The following is a 17,215-nucleotide window of genomic DNA, read 5'->3' as shown; positions in this document are numbered from 1 at the left end:
CGCCCGGCGGCGGGGCAGCACATGGGTCAGAACTCGAACAAGCGGTGACTCTCCGACAGGAGAGCCGAGCCGCCAAGGGTGACGCCGAGTGCGGCCAGCCCCGTCTTCAACTCGCCTTCCATCTCGGCCAAGTCCTCCGAGGCCGTGGCGTGGTGCGCTTCCACCACGATCAGGGCCGACTCACTCTCCTTGGACACCGCTGAGCGAGCGGACTGGCGGAAGGTCCAGCGTCGCGAGTGCGCGTGCCCGTCCGGGTCGCTGAAGACGATCTCCCCCGGGCCGGGGTTCTCGGTCTCCCCCTGGAACGTCTCGTAGTTCTCCGCTCCCGCGGCGGGGCGCACGGTGATGCCGGCACCGATGCGTGACGTGTCGAACACCGCGATGGGGATGGCGTATGCCATGGAGACGTGGTTGAGGTAGTCGACCACCGGATGGAAGCGGGGGAGGCTTTTGTCCTTCCGGTACCGGCGCAGCAGTGCCTCAGAAGCGCACCGGTACTGCGTGGGTTTGAGCCCCATGCGCGAAAAAGCCTCACGCCACGCCGCGATTTCCGGCATCTCGGCCTCCGCCATCCGGTTCTGGCGTCGGTCGATACGCTCGGCGAGCTCGGACAGCTGCGCCTCGTCGGTCCTGGCCGCGGTGAGTCCGCCGGCCGTGAGGGCGAGTGCTCGCAGGCTCGGATGTTCGGCCCAGACCTCGTCGGCGTGGGTGAAGTACATACTTGATGCCCCCTTCTGCAACAGCTGTTACGGGTAGAGGCGCCCGTGCTCCCAGGCGCCCTGCGGGGTCATCCTGGCAAAAACGACCCGGTCGTGAAGCCGAAACGCTCGATCGGACCAGAACTCCAGGTAGACAGGCTTGATGCGGTATCCCGCCCAATACGGAGGACGCGGGACCTGCCGGCCTTCGAAGCGTCTCGCCTCCGCCTCAATGGCGTCTTCCAGCACTTTTCGGGCGGCCAGCGGGCTGGACTGCCGACTCGCCCAGGCGCCGATCCGGCTGTCGCGGGCCCGGGAGGCGAAGTAGGCATCGGACTCTTCGGGTGTGACGAGCTCGACCGGTCCGCGGAAGCGCACCTGCCGTCGCAGACTCTTCCAGTGCAGGAGTCCGGCCGCCTGGCTGTTCTCCGCGAGTTCGCGCCCCTTCGCGGAGGTGGTGTTCGTGAAGAACACGAAGCCGCGGGAGTCACGGTGCTTGAGCAGCACCATGCGCACGTCGGGGAGGCCGCCGGCGTCCGCGGTCGCTACGGCCATCGCGTTCGGGTCGTTCGGTTCACTGGCCTCGGCCTCCTCATACCAGCGCTCGAAGAGGTCGAATGGTGCGCTTTCGGCAGCGGGGCCTTGAGCTATTTCCGGCAGTCCATCATGAGGTGACGGCATGAGGATCTCCTGTGTGACCGAGATGTCCGGGCTGAGAACCCGCAAGAACTACGGACCGTTCGGCTCCACGACCGACGTCAGCTCCTGACCCGCTGCTTCTCCTCAAGAAGGTTGCGCCACTTGTCGAGTTCGTCGCCGGCCGCGGTGATCAGGTCCACGGACCCGTCGCTGTTCACCAGAACCTCGGCGGCCGGCGGTACGTTCAGGAATTCCATGTGCTGGGTGGCGCAGTACGCCCCGGTGTCGAGAATGACCATGTAGCTCGTCGCGTCGACCCCCTCCGGGACGTGGACCTCACCCGGCAGCAGGTAGTCGTTGCGCAGGATCGTGCGGCCCCGGACAGCAGCGCTGATGCCCCGCTCGTTGACGATCTCGCGCATGTCCTGGTCGAGGAACGCGGTGTTGTGGCCACGGTTCCTCAGCTGAGCCGAGGGCATGAGCATCCGGCATCCGTCGGTGACCACGATGGACGAGACGGGGGTGGTGATGACGGAACGTTCCACCGACATCAGCAGCGCGCCCGTGTCCGCGAGGACGTCACGAGCGGGTTCGAAGAGGAACGTCACGTCGTCGGGGATGCCCATACGCCGGGCGGCATCGGCGAGCCGACGGAAGTAGAGCGACCAGTCGAAGTGCTTGTCCGCTTCCGCGTGAGCGTCGTAGTCGAAGCCGTGGCCGCCGGCGAAGTTGATGCCCCGGGCGGTGGGGAAGTACTTCTGGAAAACCTCGAACATCTCCTCGACCGTACGGACCATGTCGTCGAGCGAGTTGCCGCTGCCGCAGTACACCTCGACGCAGTCGAGGTCCCGGTCGTACTCCCGCAGCAGGTTCGAAAGCCGCTCCAGCTCCCCGTACTTGACGCCGGGCTTGCCTGAGTCGAGGGAGTCGACGCGAACGCTGATGGACGGTGCGTGCGTGGCCAGGGAATGCGCCACCTCGTCCAGGCTGGCGAGGAACGTGGAACAGCGCGTGCTGTCCCAGAAGCTGATCTCTTCGTCGGACACGTGCCCCGGGGACACGATGAACTTGTCGAACCCGTGAGCACGCAGGAGTCTGTACTCACTGGGCAGCTGGACCAGGACACCGAAGCCGTCCAGCTCCTTGAGAGGCGCGAGGTGATGCGGGTTCGAGTTCGGGAAAAACGGAATGTAGAATTCGACCCGCTCGCCGAGACCTGCGCCGTCTGCGGCCTTCCGTAAGCGAGCCAGGTTCTTGCGGAACTGACCCTCGCTGTAGATGAAGACGGGCGTACCCACCTGGTCGGCGATGAGCTTCAGATTGATACCGCTAAGCCACGATTCCGACAGTGCTGTCAAGACACAACTCCCCTACTTGTGCTTTCCTGCGGAATGGTTCTCAGAGGTGCATACGTCGGGAGGCCGGCTCAATTCATGGAGCCGTATGGACCCTCACTCGCTACGAACGACGCTGTTTCGTTCTCATGGTTCCGACGCGAATGGACCGGAGGAAGGCAGAACCTAACAGCGCCGATCGCGGATTGGCAAGATTCAACCGACGAAAACGAGCCACGGCGCTCAGAGTTGGCCAGTTCACACTGCTGCAATGTTTCAGCATTCGGACAGCCATTGACGGAGCCGGCTTCCGTCGATGTACCTTCATCAGCGCGACGCGACGTTCGCAGCCCCGCAGTCGGGAATTTCCGCTGCCCTCTTTGGTCGTGTGCCCGAGTGGCTAGGGAGCCGCCTGCAAAGCGGCTTACATTGGTTCGAATCCAATCGCGACCTCTCCATGATCCAGACCTTCACCAGGACTTTCTCCAGCCCCGGCGCCGGCCGGATCAGCCGGCGGAGAACCGCAGCACGTCGCTCAGGAAGGGCACTTCCAGCCACGGGTCAGGCTCCGCCATCAGCGTCAGCAGCACGATCGCGCTGCCGAGCACCGTGTACGTCACCACGTCGGTGAACCTGGACCTGACCGCGAGCATCCCGACGTCCGGCACCCACACGCGCAGCGGGGCGCCGCCGAGCAGCCCCCCGCCCACGACGAGCAGGCCGATGCGGAAGTCGGCCAGCGTGATCAGCAGTCCGGCGAGCACCGTGCCGAGGACGAGCAGGAACGGCCACTGCCGCAGCGCGGCCGGGGCGTCACCGCCCGCGCTGCGCCGCCCGCCCTCGGGCCGCGCGGTGCCGCGCGTCGGGTACTTGTCCGCGATCCTGCGCCGCCTGCGCCACGCGGCGCCGTTCGCGACCATGAGAACGCCGCTCCCCCCGCCTCAGCCCTCGGCCGCGCGCTCGGCGGCCTCCACGACGTTCTGGAGCAGCATCGCGCGGGTCATCGGGCCGACGCCGCCCGGGTTGGGCGAGAGCCAGCCGGCGACCTCGGCGACGCCGGGGTGCACGTCCCCGACGATCTTGCCGTGCTCGTCGCGGCTGACACCGACGTCGAGCACGGCGGCGCCCGGCTTGATGTCCTCGGGCTTCACCAGGTGCGGCACGCCGGCCGCGGCCACCACGATGTCGGCCCGCCGCAGGTGCTCGGACACCTCGCGGGTGCCGGTGTGCACCTGCGTCACCGTCGCGTTCTCGCTGCGGCGGGTCAGCATCAGCGGCAGCGACCTGCCGACCGTCACGCCGCGGCCGACGACGACCACGTGCGCCCCGGCGATGGCGACGCCGTAGCGGCGCAGGAGCGTGATGATGCCGTTGGGCGTGCACGGCAGCGGGGCCGGCTCACCGAGCACCAGGCGCCCGAGGTTGGTGGGGTGGAGGCCGTCGGCGTCCTTGGCCGGATCGACCAGTTCGAGCACGCGGTTGACGTCGATGCCGCGGGGCAGCGGCAGCTGGACCAGGTAGCCGGTGCAGGCCGGGTCCTCGTTCAGCTCGCGGACGACCGCCTCGACCTCCGCCTGCGACGCCGTCGCGGGCAGCTCGCGCTGGATCGAGGCGATCCCGACGGCCGCGCAGTCGCGGTGCTTGCCCGCCACGTACTTCTGGCTGCCCACGTCGTCGCCCACGAGCAGCGTGCCGAGTCCTGGGGTGACGCCGCGCTCCTTCAGGGCTGCGACGCGCGTGGTCAGGTCGGACTTGATCGCGGCTGCGGTGGCCTTGCCATCGAGAATCTCGGCACTCATGCCCCCATCCTCGCGGATGGCCCGCCCCGGCCACCAATCCGCCCCCGGCCACCGCAGGGAACCGGTCACGATCAGGCATGCGACGAGCCCGGAACGGTCCGCGGCGGTCATGCGGAAGCAACGCACCGGGCCGGACGGAAAGCGGGCCCGCCCCCGCCGCAGCGACGCGCGGCGGCGGGGGCGCGCGGAATGCGCGGCGCGGGAGCCGTTCCCTGCTGGAATAGCGGCATGGCCACCATGAGCGACATGACCGAGAAGTACTCCGTGTTCACCGCGCCGCGCGGCGGCGTGATGACGAAGGAGGTCGGGGTCGTCACCGGCGAACTCGAACTCCACACCGCGGCGGGGCCCGACGGGGCCCTCACCCTCCGCATCCGCTACGCCGGAGCGGACGAGTGGTACACCGTGGAGGGCGGGCCGTACCGGCTGCACGACCCGCGCGACCACGAGGTGCTGCACGACGTCCTCGTCGGGCTCCTGCACCGGCCCAGGCACTGAGCCGGAGCAGGACCCGGGCCGGGGCCCGGCGGGATCAGTGGAAGAAGTGCCGGGTCCCGGTGAGGTACATCGTGACCGAGGCCGCGCGGGCCGCCTCGATCACCTGCTCGTCGCGCACCGAGCCGCCCGGCTGCACGACGGCCCGCACGCCCGCCGCGGTCAGCACCTCAAGGCCGTCGGGGAACGGGAAGAACGCGTCCGACGCGGCGTACGCGCCCGCGGCGCGCTCCTCGCCCGCCCGCTGCACCGCGAGCCTGGCCGAGTCGACGCGGTTGACCTGGCCCATGCCGACGCCGACCGTGGCGCCGTCCTTGGCCAGCAGGATCGCGTTGGACTTCACGGCCCGGCACGCGCGCCAGGCGAACGCGAGCTGCGCCAGCTCCGCTTCCGGCAGCGGCTCGCCCGAGACGAGTTCCCAGGCCGCCGGGTCGTCCCCCGGCGCCTGGAGCCGGTCGGCCACCTGCACGAGCGCGCCGCCGTCGACGGGCCGGTACTCGGTGGCGGCGGCCGGCGCCCCGGGGCAGCGCAGCACGCGGATGTTCTTCTTGCGGGCCAGCGCCTCGACCGCGCCGTCCTCGTAGGCGGGCGCCACGATGACCTCGGTGAAGATCTCCGCGACCTGCTCCGCCATGGCCACCGACACCGGCCGGTTCACGGCGATGACACCGCCGAAGGCGGACAGCGGGTCGCAGGCGTGCGCCTTGCGGTGCGCCTCGGCGACGTCCTCGCCCACCGCGATGCCGCACGGGTTGCTGTGCTTGATGATCGCGACGCACGGCTCGTCGTGGTCGTAGGCCGCCCGGCGGGCCGCCTCGGTGTCCACGTAGTTGTTGTACGACATCTCCTTGCCGTGCAGCTGCTCGGCCGCCGCGAGGCCCGTGCCCGAGCCGTCGGCGTAGAGCGCGGCGGCCTGGTGCGGGTTCTCCCCGTACCGCAGCACGCGGTCGAGCGAGAACGCCAGGTCGGCGCGTTCCGCGAACGGCTCGTCCGCCGCCGGGGCGGGCGCGTCCAGGCGGGCGAACCACGCGGCCACCGCCGCGTCGTAGGAGGCGGTGTGGGCGAACGCCTGCGCGGCCAGCCGCCGCCGCTCCTCCAGCGTGAAGCCGCCGCCGGCCGCCGCGGTCAGCACGTCCTGGTAGCGCGCGGGGTCGGTGACGACCGCGACCGAGGGGTGGTTCTTGGCGGCGGCGCGCAGCATCGCGGGGCCGCCGATGTCGATCTGCTCCACGCACTCGTCGGGCGACGCGCCGGACTCGACGGTCAGCCGGAACGGGTAGAGGTTGCCGACGACCAGGTCGAACGGCTCGATGCCCAGCTCGTCGAGCTGCTCCCGGTGCCCCGCGAGCCGCTGGTCGGCCAGGAGCCCGGCGTGCACGCGCGGGTGCAGCGTCTTGACCCGGCCGTCCAGGCACTCGGGGAAGCCGGTCAGCTCCTCCACCGGCGTGACCGGCACGCCGGCCGCGGCGATCCGTGCCGCCGTCGAGCCGGTCGACACGATCCGCACCCCGGCCGCGTGGAGCCCTCCCGCCAGCTCCTCAAGGCCGGTCTTGTCGTAGACGCTGACCAGCGCGCGGCGGATGGGCCGCCTCGTCTCTTCCGCGGTCACGGGATATGCACCTTCCGTCCCTCGATCCTGTATCCGTCGCGGGCGAGGCGGCCCACGACGTCGACGAGGAGGCGCCGCTCGACGTCCTTGATGCGCTCGTGCAGCGTTTCCTCGTCGTCCTCCTCATGGATCGCCACCGCCTCCTGGGCGATGATCGGTCCTGAGTCCACGCCGGCGTCCATGAAGTGGACCGTGCAACCGGTGACCTTCGCGCCGTGCGCGAGGGCGTCGCGCACCCCGTGCGCGCCGGGGAAGCTCGGCAGCAGCGCCGGGTGGGTGTTGATGGTCCGTCCGCCGAACGCGGACAGGAACGCGGCCCCCACGATCTTCATGAACCCGGCCGACACCACCAGGTCGGGCCGGTGCGCGGCGACCGCGTCGGCCAGGGCCAGGTCCCACTCGGCGCGGGTGGCGTGGTCGCGCACGCGCGTCACGAACGTGGGCACCCCGGCCCGCTCGGCGCGCCGCAGCCCCTCGATGCCGTCCCGGTCGGCCCCGACGGCCACCACCTCGGCGCCGTAGGGCCGGCCGGCCGGGTCCCGTTCCGCCGCCGCGTCGAGGAGGGCCTGGAGATTGGTGCCCGAGCCGGAGACGAGGACGACGACGCGCGCCGGAGACGTACGCTCGGGGGCAGCAGCCACGATCGGGGTCTTTCTCGGAGGGGGCCGGGAGCCGCAACGATACCGGTACGCCCCACGCCCCCCGTGCCCCGGTTGGGCCCGGGCCAGGTACGGTCGAAGGCACCGGCGCCTGCGGAGCGGTCCGGCACCTAAGAGGGAGACTCGACGACAACGATGACGGAGCCACGTCGCGCTGCCGGCCAGCAGGACCGGAATAGCGAGGAGGACAATCCCTTCGCGCCGCCGCCCGAGGGACAGCAGGACAGGCCGTGGCGACCGCGTCGGCCCGAGGGCCGGGACGGCGACGACCGGCAGGGCGAAGGGGACCGGGACGAGGGCCAGCGGCAGCGCTGGGGCAGCCAGTGGAGCCGGCGTCAGCCGAAGCGGCAGAATGGCGGGTTCGGCGAGCCGCCGGGTGACCAGGAGCGCAGACCCGGGGGCCCCGGCGGCCCCAGGTGGGACCCGTCCGACCCGGCGCAGCGGCACGCGCGGTACGCGGTGCTCGCCGGCATGTGGGGCCTCTTCGGCGGGCTGCTCGGCTGGGAGTGGCTGGCGCTGCTGCTCGGCGCCCTCGCCCTGTACTGGGGCATCAGCGCGCTGCGCGGCGGGCCGAAGGAGTCCGCGGACGGCGGCGAGCGGCGGCCGGACGCGGCGGGTGCGGGTGCGGCGGAGCCGCCGGGCGGCGGGGGCCGGGCCGGCCGGGGCCCGGGCGGGCGCGAGCCGCGTCCGCAGTTCGCGGCGGCGGTGTCGGGCATCGTGCTGGCCTCGGCCGCGCTCATGATCGTCGCGGCGACCTACACCGTTCAGCTGGTCTACAAGGACTACTTCGACTGCACGAGCGACGCGCTGACCACCCCGTCGCGCGAGACGTGCGAGGAGCTGCTGCCCAGCCAGCTCCGCTCGATACTGGGCGAGCAGGACTGAGGCGCCGGTACGCCTGAACGGCGGGCCCCGGCGGAACGTTTCCCCGTTCCGCCGGGGCCCGCCGCCGTTCAGGGGCGGGGCGCGGGCTCGTCGGTGGCCGCCGGCCGGGACGCGCCGGGGCGGCCCGCCGGGTCCCCGGGGTCGGGGAGTTCGGGGACGAGCGTTCCCGAGGACTTCTTGAGGGCCGCCCAGCGCGTCCTGCGGGCACCGGTGGTGTGCCAGCCGTCGGAGGGCGCCCGGCCGCGGCGTCCGCGCCTGAGCGCGAAGCGGCGCCGCGCGCCGGTCGGCGCCGCTTCGCGCCGGCGTGTGGGGCGCAGCCGCGCGGCGCGCGCCACGGCGCGGCCCGCGCCGGCCCTGGCCCAGCGCGTCCGGCGCAGCCGCCACAGGCGCAGCGCGAGGGCGAGCGGCACGGCGGGCACGGCGGTCCAGACGGCGGCGGCCAGGGCCGTCGGCACCGGATCAGGACCGAACGCGGCGAGCGCGCCGGTGCCGAGCGGCCCGCCGGCCAGCGCCGCGAGCAGGCCGAGCGCGGCGCCGGCGCCGCAGCCGGCGAGCAGCACGGTCAGGACGGTGCCGCCCCAGCCCGCTGCGGTGGCGCGCCGGCCGCGGTCGGGCACCGCGGCGCGCGCGGTGGCCCACGCCACCGACGTGGCGGCGGCCACCGGGACGAGCGCGGCGGCCCACGGCCAGGCCGCGCCGGCCGGCAGCGCGGCGAGCAGCGGGAACGGCGGCAGGTCGGGGGCGGTCCCGGTGACGGCCGCCGGGGTGACGGCGCTGCCCGCGCCGAGCGTGAAACCGGGGCCGAGCCCCCAGGCCGTGGCCCACACGACGGCGTTGGGCAGCAGGGCGACGGCGAGGCACAGCACCGCGAGGCGGCCGGCCCAGTCGGGGCCCAGCTGTCCCAGCGCGTCCTGCGCGCGGTGGGCTCCCTGCGCGAACCCGAGGAGGAACAGCAGCGCCCCCGCGGCGCAGCAGGCGCCGAGGCCGGTCAGCGCGATGCGCCCGGCGGCCACGAGGCGGCGCCCGTCGAAGGGGCCCGTTCCGTCGGCGGGCGCCGCGAGGGGCGGGCCGCTGATGGCGAAGGCGGCGGCGAGGGTGACGGCGAGCGCGAACAGCGGCAGGTGGGCGAGCGCGCTGAGCGGGTCGGCGGAGAGGGCGGCGGGCGCGGTGTGCGGGACGACCGCCGCGGCGACGGCGAGGTAGCCGCAGGAGATCCACAGCGCGGCGAGCGCGCCCTGGCCCGGCTGCGGCGACCAGTCGCACACGCCGACCGCGCGGCGCAGCAGCCACAGCGGCAGCACGGTGAGCAGCAGCGGCGTGACACCGACGGGGGCCGGCGGCCCGCCGTCCGTCGCGGCACGCGTGAGGTCGGCGCCGTGGGCCAGCAGCCACAGGTCGGCGGCCAGGCGCAGCGCGCCGCCGACGCCGCTGTCCGGGTGGGACGAGAGGGTCCACAGCAGCAGGACGAGCACGGCGATCGCCGCGAGGCCGAGCCCGGCGGCGAGCATGCCCTCCAGGAACCAGCGGCGGCGGGCACCGCCGAGCGGGGCGAGGTACCGGAGAACGTGTCGCACGCGGCCATGCTGCCAACAACACCCGGAACGGGCGGGTAACCGGTTTTCCCCGATGTGTCGCTCAATATAAGCGTATGCACCTTTTTACATACCGATGGTGTGCCGAGGACCGTACTCGACCGGCCCGCCCGGCCCGCCCGGCCGGGAGCCGCGCGGCCCGCCCGTCGCGGCGGGACGGGTGAGCGGGACCCCGGCCGCGGCGTTCGACCGGCTGTACGTGCGCCAGGCCACGCCGCTCACCCGGCAGGCGTTCCTGCTGTGCGGCCGTCGCGGGCTCGCGGAACGGGCCGTCGTCCACGCGTTCCACCGGGCCTGGGAACGCTGGCCCGAGGTGGCCGTCGACCCCGATCCGGCGGGCTGGCTGCGGGCCGCGACGCACGAGTACGCGCTCTCGCCCTGGCACCAGCTGGTGCCGGGGCGGCGCGGCGGGGAGCTGCGGGCGGTGCCGCCTGAGGACCGGGTCCTGCTCGAAGCGCTGCTGAGCCTGCCCCGCAGCTACCGGCGCAGCCTGATCCTGCACGACGGGGTGGGCCTCGGCCTCTCGGAGACCGCGGCCGAGACCGAGGCGAGCACCCGGGCCACGGCCGGCCGGGTGCTGGGGGCGCGCGAGGCGCTGGCCGCCCGGCTGCCCGGCCTCGCGGACACCGCGGAGGAGCAGCGGGGCGTGGCGCTGGCGCACCTGCTGCGGCAGTTCGCGGCCGGCCACCCGGTCGTCCCCGGCTGCCCCGCCACCCTGCGCGCCGCGGGCGAACGGCTCACCCGCCGCCGCACGTGGGCGGCGTTCGCGCTCGCCGCGACGGCCGTGCTGTCGATCGCCCTCACGGCCGTGCTGACCGGCTGAACACGGCGCGGGGCCCGGTGCCGTACCACGTACGGTGCCGGGCCCCGCGGGGGAAGTGCCGCGTGCCGGGTCAGGCCGTGAGCAGCTCGCGGGCCAGGCGGGCGGTCTCGGACGGCGTCTTGCCGACCTTGACGCCGGCCGCCTCCAGGGCCTCCTGCTTGGCCTGGGCGGTGCCGGAGGAGCCGGAGACGATCGCGCCGGCGTGCCCCATCGTCTTGCCCTCGGGCGCGGTGAAGCCCGCGACGTAGCCGACGACCGGCTTGGTCACGTTGGCCTTGATGAAGTCCGCGGCCCGCTCCTCGGCGTCGCCGCCGATCTCGCCGATCATCACGATGAGGTCGGTCTCCGGGTCCGCCTCGAACGCCGCGAGGGCGTCGATGTGCGTGGTGCCGATGACCGGGTCGCCGCCGATGCCGACGCAGGAGCTGAAGCCGATGTCCCGCAGCTCGTACATCATCTGGTAGGTCAGCGTGCCGGACTTGGAGACCAGGCCGATGCGGCCCGGCTTGGTGATGTCGGCCGGGATGATGCCCGCGTTCGACTGACCGGGGGTGATCAGGCCGGGGCAGTTCGGACCGATGATGCGCGTCTTGTTGCCCTTCCGGCCCGCGTGGGACCAGAACGCGGCGGTGTCGTGGACCGCGATGCCCTCGGTGATCACGACGGCCAGCGGGATCTCCGCGTCGATGGCCTCGATGACGGCGTCCTTGGTGAACTTCTCCGGGACGAAGATGACCGTCACGTCGGCGCCGGTGGCCTCGACGGCCTCCTTGACGCCGCCGAAGACGGGCACCTCGGTGCCGTCGAAGTCGACGGTCTGGCCGGCCTTGCGCGGGTTGACGCCGCCGACGATGTTGGTGCCCGCCGCCAGCATCCGCCGCGTGTGCTTCTGGCCTTCCGAGCCGGTCATCCCCTGGACGATGACCTTGCTCTCCTTGGTGAGGAAGATAGCCATGGTGTGAGTCGGTGTCCTTTACTCCGCGTTACTTGGCGGCCAGCTCGGCGGCGCGGTCGGCCGCTCCGTCCATGGTGTCCACCTGCTCGACGAGCGGGTGGTCGGCGTCGGTGAGGATCTTGCGCCCCAGCTCGGCGTTGTTGCCGTCGAGCCGGACCACCAGCGGCTTGCGCACGTCCTCGCCCTTGGACTTCAGCAGCTCCAGGGCCTGCACGATGCCGTTCGCCACGGCGTCGCACGCGGTGATGCCGCCGAAGACGTTGACGAAGACGGACCGCACCTCGGGGTCGCCGAGGATGATCTCCAGACCGTTGGCCATCACCTCGGCGGAGGCGCCGCCGCCGATGTCGAGGAAGTTGGCCGGCTTCACGCCGCCGTGCGCCTCGCCCGCGTAGGCGACGACGTCCAGGGTGCTCATGACCAGCCCCGCGCCGTTGCCGATGATGCCGACGGAACCGCCGTCGAGCTTCACGTAGTTGAGGCCGCGCTCCTTGGCCGCGGCCTCCAGCGGGTTCGCCGCGGCCGTGTCCTCAAGGGCGGCGTGCTCCGGCTGGCGGAACTCGGCGTTGGCGTCGAGCGACACCTTCCCGTCGAGCGCGACGATCCGGCCGTCACCGGTCTTCACCAGCGGGTTGACCTCCACCAGCAGCGCGTCCTCCTCGACGAAGACGGTCCACAGCCGCTGAAGGACGTCGACCACCTGGTCGGCGATCTCCGCGGGGAACCGCGCCGCCTCGGTGATCTCGCGCGCCTTGGCCTCGGTGACCCCCTCGACCGCGTCGACGGGGATCTTCGCCAGCGCCTCGGGGTTGTTGGCCGCGACCTCCTCGATCTCCACGCCGCCCTCGACGGACGCCATGGCGAGGAACGTCCGGTTGGTGCGGTCGAGGAGGAAGGAGACGTAGTACTCATCGGCGATGTCCGCCGTCTGGGCCAGCATGACGCGGTGGACGGTGTGGCCCTTGATGTCCATGCCCAGGATGGCGCCGGCCTTGGCGACCGCGTCCTCCGGGTCCGAGGCCAGCTTGACCCCGCCGGCCTTGCCGCGTCCGCCGGTCTTCACCTGCGCCTTGACGACCGCGCGACCGCCGAGCCGCTCGGTCGCCTCGCGCGCCGCCTCGGGCGTGTCGATGACTTCGCCGGCCAGCACCGGTACGCCATGCTTGGCGAAGAGGTCCCTCGCCTGATACTCGAACAGGTCCACGCGCGTCCGTCCCTCAATCAGTGTCTCGCGGTCGTTGTCAGCGTGGGCGTGCCGCGTGGCCGCGTTGCGAGGCGACGTCGAAGCACGCGGCAAGTCCGGAGTCGAGCGTATCCGGGCCCCGGCGGGGGGCTTGAATCCTGGGTCACCCCAACGTGGTGAGTCCTGTCACACATCCCCGCCGCGCACGGGCCCCGCGGCTTCCGCGGGCCCTGACCCCGGTTCGGCCAGGGCCCCGCGCACCCACGCGACCACCTCGCCCGTCGAGGCGCCGGGCGTGAAGATCTCGGCCACTCCCGCCGCTTTCAGAGGGGCGATGTCCGCCTCGGGGATGATGCCGCCGCCGAAGAGGAGCACGTCCTCCGCGTCGCGCTCCCGCAGCAGCTCGATCACGCGGGCGAAGAGTGTGTTGTGCGCGCCGGAGAGGATCGACAGGCCGATCGCGTCGGCGTCCTCCTGGATCGCGGTGTCGACGATCTGCTCCGGCGTCTGGTGCAGCCCCGTGTAGATGACCTCCATCCCCGCGTCGCGCAGCGCGCGGGCGATGACCTTCGCCCCCCGGTCGTGGCCGTCGAGCCCGGGCTTGGCCACCACGACGCGGATCGGACCCGACACACCCATTGCCAGCCTCCCGGCGGATACGAGTTAACGCACGTTGACTTCAGGATCCCCCACCGCGCGGGCGGGGGAACAGCCCCGACGGGAAATCACTCCGCGCCCACCGGGCGCCGAGGCGGAGGATGAATTCGAACTAATATCGAACACGACGTGCGGTAACCATGGCGACTCCCGCCGAAAATCGGCCTATTGCCCGCTTAGGGTCCTCGGAAACCTGGGAACAGCCCGGGAAAGATTGTGGCCGCCGCGTACCCCCGGGTACAGTCACCGCTCGAACCGCAGGAGGCGGGGAATCCCGGTCCCTGTTGTCGAGCCGAAAGGCATTGTCGGTGAGCGATCGTCTGCTGTCGGAACCCTCCGGGCTCACGGATTATTCCGGCTACGACTCCTACGCCGCACACGACGTGATCGCCCCGGGCCACGGCCACCGGGAGGCGCACGCCGCCTACGACGCCTACGACACCTATGCCGCCTACGGCGGGCCGGCCGGCCACCACGAGCAGACCGGGTACCAGCAGGACGTCCACGCCTGGGACACCGCCGCGCAGCCCGCCCAGCAGCACCAGTGGTACGGCGGCGACGCCCACGCGCCGGGCGGCTGGGGCGACGCGGGCCACGCGTTCCCAGATCTTCACGAAACCCCCGCCGGGCCGGACGCGGCGTACGCCGCGGCGTTCCCCGCGCAGGGCGCGCCGCAGGCCGCCGCCCCCGAGCCGCCGCTGCCCGGCTACGCCGGGGACGCGCCGGGCGGGGACGGCGCCGGCTACGGGGCGGGGTACGGCACCGGCCAGGGCCCCGACGACCTCGGCCACGACCCCGGCCACGGCGTCGGCGTCGGCGTTCACGAGTCGCAGGACCCGGCAGCCCACCCGGCCGAGGGCGCCCTCGTCCTGGACGAGGCGCACGAGGAACCGCGGTACGACCCGGCGGACACCGCCGGCATCCCCGTCGCCGCTGTCACCGCCGACAACGCCGACGCCGCCGACGCCGCCGACGAGGACGCGACGGCCGGCCGGCCGCAGCGGCGCGGGGGCAGGCGCCGTTCCGCGCGGCCGAGGCGGTCGGCGTTCCTGAGCGTGGCCGCCCCCTCCCTCGCCGTCCTCGGCGTGACCGCCGTCGCCACGGCCGCGACCGTCAACGAGTCGGAGCCGGTGAACGAGACTCCGGCGCCCGTCGCCGCGCCCGACCCGGCCGACGTCCATCCGGTCGCCGCCAACCAGCAGCTCGACAGCCAGCTCGCCGGCCTGACGGAGGCGGTGGACGACTACAGCGACCGGGCCAGCCGCACCCAGGGGCGCATCGACCTTGAGGCGCAGCAGGAGGCGGAGGCCGAGGCAGCCGCCGCCGCTGCCGCGGCGGCCGAGGCGGCACGGCCCAAGTTCTTCCTGCCGGTGGAGCAGCGGGGACTCAGCGCCACCTTCGGCCAGTCGGGCATCAACTGGATGTCCACGCACACCGGCATCGACTTCCCCGTCAGCTACGGAACGTCGGTGCGGGCCGCCACGGACGGCACCATCAGCACCCAGTTCCACCCCAGCTACGGGACCATGGCCATCCTGACCGCCCCGGACGGCACGGAGACCTGGTACGCGCACCTCGACAGCACCATCTTCACCTCGGGCACCGTGCAGGCGGGGACCGTGATCGCCTACTCGGGCAACTCCGGCACCTCCACGGGACCGCACCTGCACTTCGAGGTGCGCCCCGGCGGCGGCTCGCCCGTCGACCCGCTGGCCTGGCTGCGCGGCAAGGGCCTGGAACCCACCTGAGCCCACCCCGGCCGCCCGCACCCCGGCGGCGGCCATGCCCGGGGGCAGCGCCGCCGGCGAACTGACCCGGCGGCGGGAACGCGCCGGTGTCCGATTCGCCACGCCCCGGTTTCACCACGCGCCGACGGGTTACCGGATCCCGGGTACGGTCCGCGGCCGGACGGCCGGAGCGGACCCAGCGGGTGGCACGGGCGAGAGGAGCTGCGCGGCGATGACCGGACCCACGGCACCGGCACCGCCCCGGACATGGGTGGCACGGGCCCGGCGGAACGCGGCCCGCGCCGTCCGCAGGCCGGGCTGGGAGCGGGACGACCTGACGATGCACGCCAAGGCCGTGCTCGCCGCCGTCGCCGCCTGGTCGATCGCCTCCTGGCTGCTGCCGGTGAGCGTCACCACGTTCGCGCCGTTCACCTCGCTGCTGTCCGTGCACGGAACGGTCTACCGCTCGCTGTGGCAGTCCCTGCGCTACATGGGCGCGGTGGCCGTGGGCGTCGTGCTCGCCGCGGGCTTCGGCTCCACCGCGGGCATCCACGCGTGGAGCCTCGCCGTGCTCCTGATCGCCGCCCTCGCCGTGGCCCGCCTGCGCCCGCTGGGGGCGCAGCGCCTCCAGGTTCCGGTGACCGCGCTGTTCGCGTTCTCGGCGGGCGGCGGCCAGCTCGACTACAGCCTCCAGCTGGTGGCCGCGATCCTCATCGGCGTGGGCTGCGGGCTCGCCACCGCCGTGCTGTGGGCGCCGCGCCTGCGACACGGCAGCGCGGACGAGGCCGTCAGGTCGCTGGGCGGGGAGGTGTGCGGGCTGCTGAGCGACATCGCGGACGATCTGCGCGAGACCACGCCCGACGAGACGCGGGCCCAGGAGTGGCTCGACAGGGCCCGGCGGATCGACGGGCTCGCGCAGCGGGCCCGCGCCTCCGTCGAGGACGGCGAGGAGGCCGCGCGCCTCAACCCGCGCCGCCTGGTGCGCGGCGGCCACCTGCGGCTGCCCGCGCACCACGCGGCCGTGAACGTCCTGGAACGCGTCGGGCACCAGACGCAGTCCATCGCCCGCGGTCTGCGGTACGCGGCGCACAGCGACCACTACCAGGCGCTGGCCCGCGACTTCCTCACCGGCTACGCCGAGCTGCTGACCGATGTCGCGGTCGCGGCCCGCGAACTGCCCGTCTCGGAGGACGCGGACGCCGACGGGGAGGCGCTGCGCGACCGCGTCGACCGGGCCCGACGGTGCCACGACCGGCTCGCGGCGCGCAGCCGCCGGGCGCACCTCGACGCGCCCGGCGAGTGGCCGTTGTACGGGGCCCTGCTCACCGACGCCGCCCGCATCCTCGACGACCTCGGCACCCACAGGCCGACGGGCACCGGCGCGGCGGGTCCGGCCGCGGCCGGACGGGGTCAGCTCACGCGGCGGTGCGGCGCGCGACCGCCTGGGCGACGGAGAACGCGCCGACGGGGGCCAGGACGAGGAAGAAGTAGTTGATCGGGTCGTTCTCCTCGCTCCAGCCGTCCCAGAGGTTGCCGAACTCCTCGAAGAAGATCTTCGTCGCGCTCCAGTCCGTGGGCGTGTGCTCGCTGAGGATCATCGCCATGCCGTACAGCTCGCCGAGCACGGCGGCGACCAGCGCGAGCCCGGCGGCCAGGGCGATCAGCCCCATGTTGCGCCGGGCGAGGAACGCCGGCCCGACGGCGACGGCCGCGCCGATCGCGAGGGACACGTAGCCGATCTTCGTGACCTCGTAGGTCTCCTCGTCGAACATCGCGCTGTAGAGGAACGCGTAGAGGACCGTCATCACCAGCGCCGCGCCCACGGCGGCCAGGACGGCCAGGAGTATCGCCTGGCTCCCCGCCGGGCCGCCCGCGGGCGGCGGGGGCGGCGGCCAGCCGCCCGGCCCGCCCTGCGGGGCGCCGTAGGGCTGGGGCTGCGGCCCCGGGTAGCCGTAGCCGGGCTGCGGCGGCTGGCCGTACGGAGCCTGCGGCGGCTGCCCCGGCTGCATCTGCGGCGGCTGGGCCGGCTGCGGCTGCGCGTACGGGTTGGGCTGGGGCTGGCCGTAACCGCCGGGCTGCTGCGGCTGCTGTCCGTAGCCGCCGCCGTCAGGCTGCTGCTGCCAGGGCTGGCTCATGGTGGGTCCCCCTGAGGTTCTCAAG

17 protein-coding genes and 1 tRNA gene are annotated in these 17,215 nt (G+C 73.1%); 6 read left to right on the top strand and 12 right to left on the bottom strand.

All coding sequences use genetic code 11. From position 1 onward, the window contains the following. Nucleotides 1–26: 26 nt before the first annotated feature. From LC193_RS19520 to LC193_RS19510, 3 genes are all read right to left on the bottom strand, one after another. Nucleotides 27–719: a B3/B4 domain-containing protein gene (locus LC193_RS19520; RefSeq protein ID WP_226075942.1), complete on the bottom strand. Its 693-nt coding sequence runs from the start codon at nucleotides 717–719 to the stop codon at nucleotides 27–29. Between the two features lie 27 nt (nucleotides 720–746). Further along, on the bottom strand, nucleotides 747–1,379 hold the full coding sequence (gene pdxH, locus LC193_RS19515; protein WP_226075941.1) for a pyridoxamine 5'-phosphate oxidase: 633 nt from the start codon (nucleotides 1,377–1,379) through the stop codon (nucleotides 747–749). Nucleotides 1,380–1,456: 77 nt separating this feature from the next. Further along, on the bottom strand, nucleotides 1,457–2,383 hold the full coding sequence (locus LC193_RS19510; protein ID WP_226075940.1) for a type III PLP-dependent enzyme domain-containing protein: 927 nt from the start codon (nucleotides 2,381–2,383) through the stop codon (nucleotides 1,457–1,459). Nucleotides 2,384–3,053: 670 nt separating this feature from the next. Between LC193_RS19510 and LC193_RS19505 the strand changes: the two genes are divergently transcribed. Next, a tRNA-Cys gene (locus tag LC193_RS19505) sits at nucleotides 3,054–3,124 on the top strand. A 53-nt stretch (nucleotides 3,125–3,177) separates the two neighbouring features. Here the strand turns inward: LC193_RS19505 and LC193_RS19500 are convergent. Beyond that, nucleotides 3,178–3,591, bottom strand: a complete 414-nt coding sequence (locus LC193_RS19500) for a DUF3017 domain-containing protein (RefSeq protein WP_226075939.1) — start codon at nucleotides 3,589–3,591, stop codon at nucleotides 3,178–3,180. Nucleotides 3,592–3,612: 21 nt separating this feature from the next. Beyond that, nucleotides 3,613–4,470, bottom strand: a complete 858-nt coding sequence (locus tag LC193_RS19495; protein WP_226075938.1) for a bifunctional methylenetetrahydrofolate dehydrogenase/methenyltetrahydrofolate cyclohydrolase — start codon at nucleotides 4,468–4,470, stop codon at nucleotides 3,613–3,615. 228 nt (nucleotides 4,471–4,698) lie between these two features. On the opposite strand from LC193_RS19495, the gene LC193_RS19490 reads away from it, so the two are divergent. Beyond that, on the top strand, nucleotides 4,699–4,968 hold the full coding sequence (locus LC193_RS19490; protein ID WP_226075935.1) for a hypothetical protein: 270 nt from the start codon (nucleotides 4,699–4,701) through the stop codon (nucleotides 4,966–4,968). A gap of 34 nt (nucleotides 4,969–5,002) precedes the next feature. On the opposite strand, the gene purH is transcribed toward LC193_RS19490, so the two are convergent. Next, complete coding sequence (gene purH, locus LC193_RS19485; protein ID WP_226075932.1) at nucleotides 5,003–6,574, bottom strand: bifunctional phosphoribosylaminoimidazolecarboxamide formyltransferase/IMP cyclohydrolase; 1,572 nt, start codon at nucleotides 6,572–6,574, stop codon at nucleotides 5,003–5,005. Then, entirely contained in the window at nucleotides 6,571–7,215 is a 645-nt protein-coding gene (purN, locus tag LC193_RS19480; protein ID WP_086158473.1) for a phosphoribosylglycinamide formyltransferase, read from the bottom strand. The genes purH and purN overlap by 4 nt, the downstream gene beginning before the upstream one ends. 153 nt (nucleotides 7,216–7,368) lie before the next feature. Between purN and LC193_RS19475 the strand changes: the two genes are divergently transcribed. Continuing rightward, nucleotides 7,369–8,118 (top strand): hypothetical protein, encoded by a 750-nt coding sequence (locus tag LC193_RS19475; protein WP_226075930.1) that lies wholly within the window; start codon nucleotides 7,369–7,371, stop codon nucleotides 8,116–8,118. A gap of 68 nt (nucleotides 8,119–8,186) precedes the next feature. On the opposite strand, the gene LC193_RS19470 is transcribed toward LC193_RS19475, so the two are convergent. Further along, nucleotides 8,187–9,692, bottom strand: coding sequence for a cell division protein PerM (locus tag LC193_RS19470; RefSeq protein ID WP_226075929.1), 1,506 nt, complete (start codon nucleotides 9,690–9,692; stop codon nucleotides 8,187–8,189). Nucleotides 9,693–9,870: 178 nt separating this feature from the next. On the opposite strand from LC193_RS19470, the gene LC193_RS19465 reads away from it, so the two are divergent. Continuing rightward, complete coding sequence (locus LC193_RS19465) at nucleotides 9,871–10,533, top strand: RNA polymerase sigma factor (protein ID WP_226075928.1); 663 nt, start codon at nucleotides 9,871–9,873, stop codon at nucleotides 10,531–10,533. Nucleotides 10,534–10,603: 70 nt separating this feature from the next. On the opposite strand, the gene sucD is transcribed toward LC193_RS19465, so the two are convergent. The 3 genes from sucD to LC193_RS19450 all read right to left on the bottom strand — a co-directional run bounded on the left by sucD (nucleotide 10,604) and on the right by LC193_RS19450 (nucleotide 13,310). Beyond that, nucleotides 10,604–11,488, bottom strand: a complete 885-nt coding sequence (gene sucD / locus LC193_RS19460) for a succinate--CoA ligase subunit alpha (RefSeq protein ID WP_226075927.1) — start codon at nucleotides 11,486–11,488, stop codon at nucleotides 10,604–10,606. A 28-nt stretch (nucleotides 11,489–11,516) separates the two neighbouring features. Continuing rightward, nucleotides 11,517–12,692, bottom strand: a complete 1,176-nt coding sequence (sucC, locus tag LC193_RS19455) for an ADP-forming succinate--CoA ligase subunit beta (RefSeq protein WP_226075926.1) — start codon at nucleotides 12,690–12,692, stop codon at nucleotides 11,517–11,519. A 165-nt stretch (nucleotides 12,693–12,857) separates the two neighbouring features. Further along, complete coding sequence (locus tag LC193_RS19450; RefSeq protein ID WP_226075925.1) at nucleotides 12,858–13,310, bottom strand: cobalamin B12-binding domain-containing protein; 453 nt, start codon at nucleotides 13,308–13,310, stop codon at nucleotides 12,858–12,860. Between the two features lie 326 nt (nucleotides 13,311–13,636). Between LC193_RS19450 and LC193_RS19445 the strand changes: the two genes are divergently transcribed. After that, the gene (locus tag LC193_RS19445; protein WP_226075922.1) at nucleotides 13,637–15,076 is read left to right on the top strand and encodes a M23 family metallopeptidase; all 1,440 of its coding nucleotides are present in this window, start codon (nucleotides 13,637–13,639) and stop codon (nucleotides 15,074–15,076) included. A gap of 211 nt (nucleotides 15,077–15,287) precedes the next feature. Next, nucleotides 15,288–16,550, top strand: coding sequence for an aromatic acid exporter family protein (locus LC193_RS19440; RefSeq protein WP_226075921.1), 1,263 nt, complete (start codon nucleotides 15,288–15,290; stop codon nucleotides 16,548–16,550). On the opposite strand, the gene LC193_RS19435 is transcribed toward LC193_RS19440, so the two are convergent. Continuing rightward, on the bottom strand, nucleotides 16,471–17,190 hold the full coding sequence (locus LC193_RS19435; RefSeq protein WP_226075920.1) for a hypothetical protein: 720 nt from the start codon (nucleotides 17,188–17,190) through the stop codon (nucleotides 16,471–16,473). The genes LC193_RS19440 and LC193_RS19435 overlap by 80 nt on opposite strands. Nucleotides 17,191–17,215 lie beyond the last annotated feature (25 nt).

Source organism: Streptomyces marincola (assembly GCF_020410765.1).
GTDB lineage: Bacteria > Actinomycetota > Actinomycetes > Streptomycetales > Streptomycetaceae > Streptomyces > Streptomyces marincola.
The sequence above is the reverse complement of the archived record's forward strand: the minus strand, read 5'-3'. Positions and strand labels throughout refer to the sequence as shown.

What these genes read in the sequence shown, in the direction of transcription:
- sucD (WP_226075927.1), bottom strand. Translation starts at nt 11,488, where the DNA reads ATGGCTATCTTCCTCACCAAGGAGAGCAAGGTCATCGTCCAGGGGATG.
- LC193_RS19435 (WP_226075920.1), bottom strand. Translation starts at nt 17,190, where the DNA reads ATGAGCCAGCCCTGGCAGCAGCAGCCTGACGGCGGCGGCTACGGACAG.
- LC193_RS19475 (WP_226075930.1), top strand. Translation starts at nt 7,369, where the DNA reads ATGACGGAGCCACGTCGCGCTGCCGGCCAGCAGGACCGGAATAGCGAG.
- pdxH (WP_226075941.1), bottom strand. Translation starts at nt 1,379, where the DNA reads ATGCCGTCACCTCATGATGGACTGCCGGAAATAGCTCAAGGCCCCGCT.
- LC193_RS19520 (WP_226075942.1), bottom strand. Translation starts at nt 719, where the DNA reads ATGTACTTCACCCACGCCGACGAGGTCTGGGCCGAACATCCGAGCCTG.
- LC193_RS19450 (WP_226075925.1), bottom strand. Translation starts at nt 13,310, where the DNA reads ATGGGTGTGTCGGGTCCGATCCGCGTCGTGGTGGCCAAGCCCGGGCTC.
- LC193_RS19490 (WP_226075935.1), top strand. Translation starts at nt 4,699, where the DNA reads ATGGCCACCATGAGCGACATGACCGAGAAGTACTCCGTGTTCACCGCG.
- LC193_RS19440 (WP_226075921.1), top strand. Translation starts at nt 15,288, where the DNA reads ATGACCGGACCCACGGCACCGGCACCGCCCCGGACATGGGTGGCACGG.
- LC193_RS19500 (WP_226075939.1), bottom strand. Translation starts at nt 3,591, where the DNA reads ATGGTCGCGAACGGCGCCGCGTGGCGCAGGCGGCGCAGGATCGCGGAC.
- LC193_RS19495 (WP_226075938.1), bottom strand. Translation starts at nt 4,470, where the DNA reads ATGAGTGCCGAGATTCTCGATGGCAAGGCCACCGCAGCCGCGATCAAG.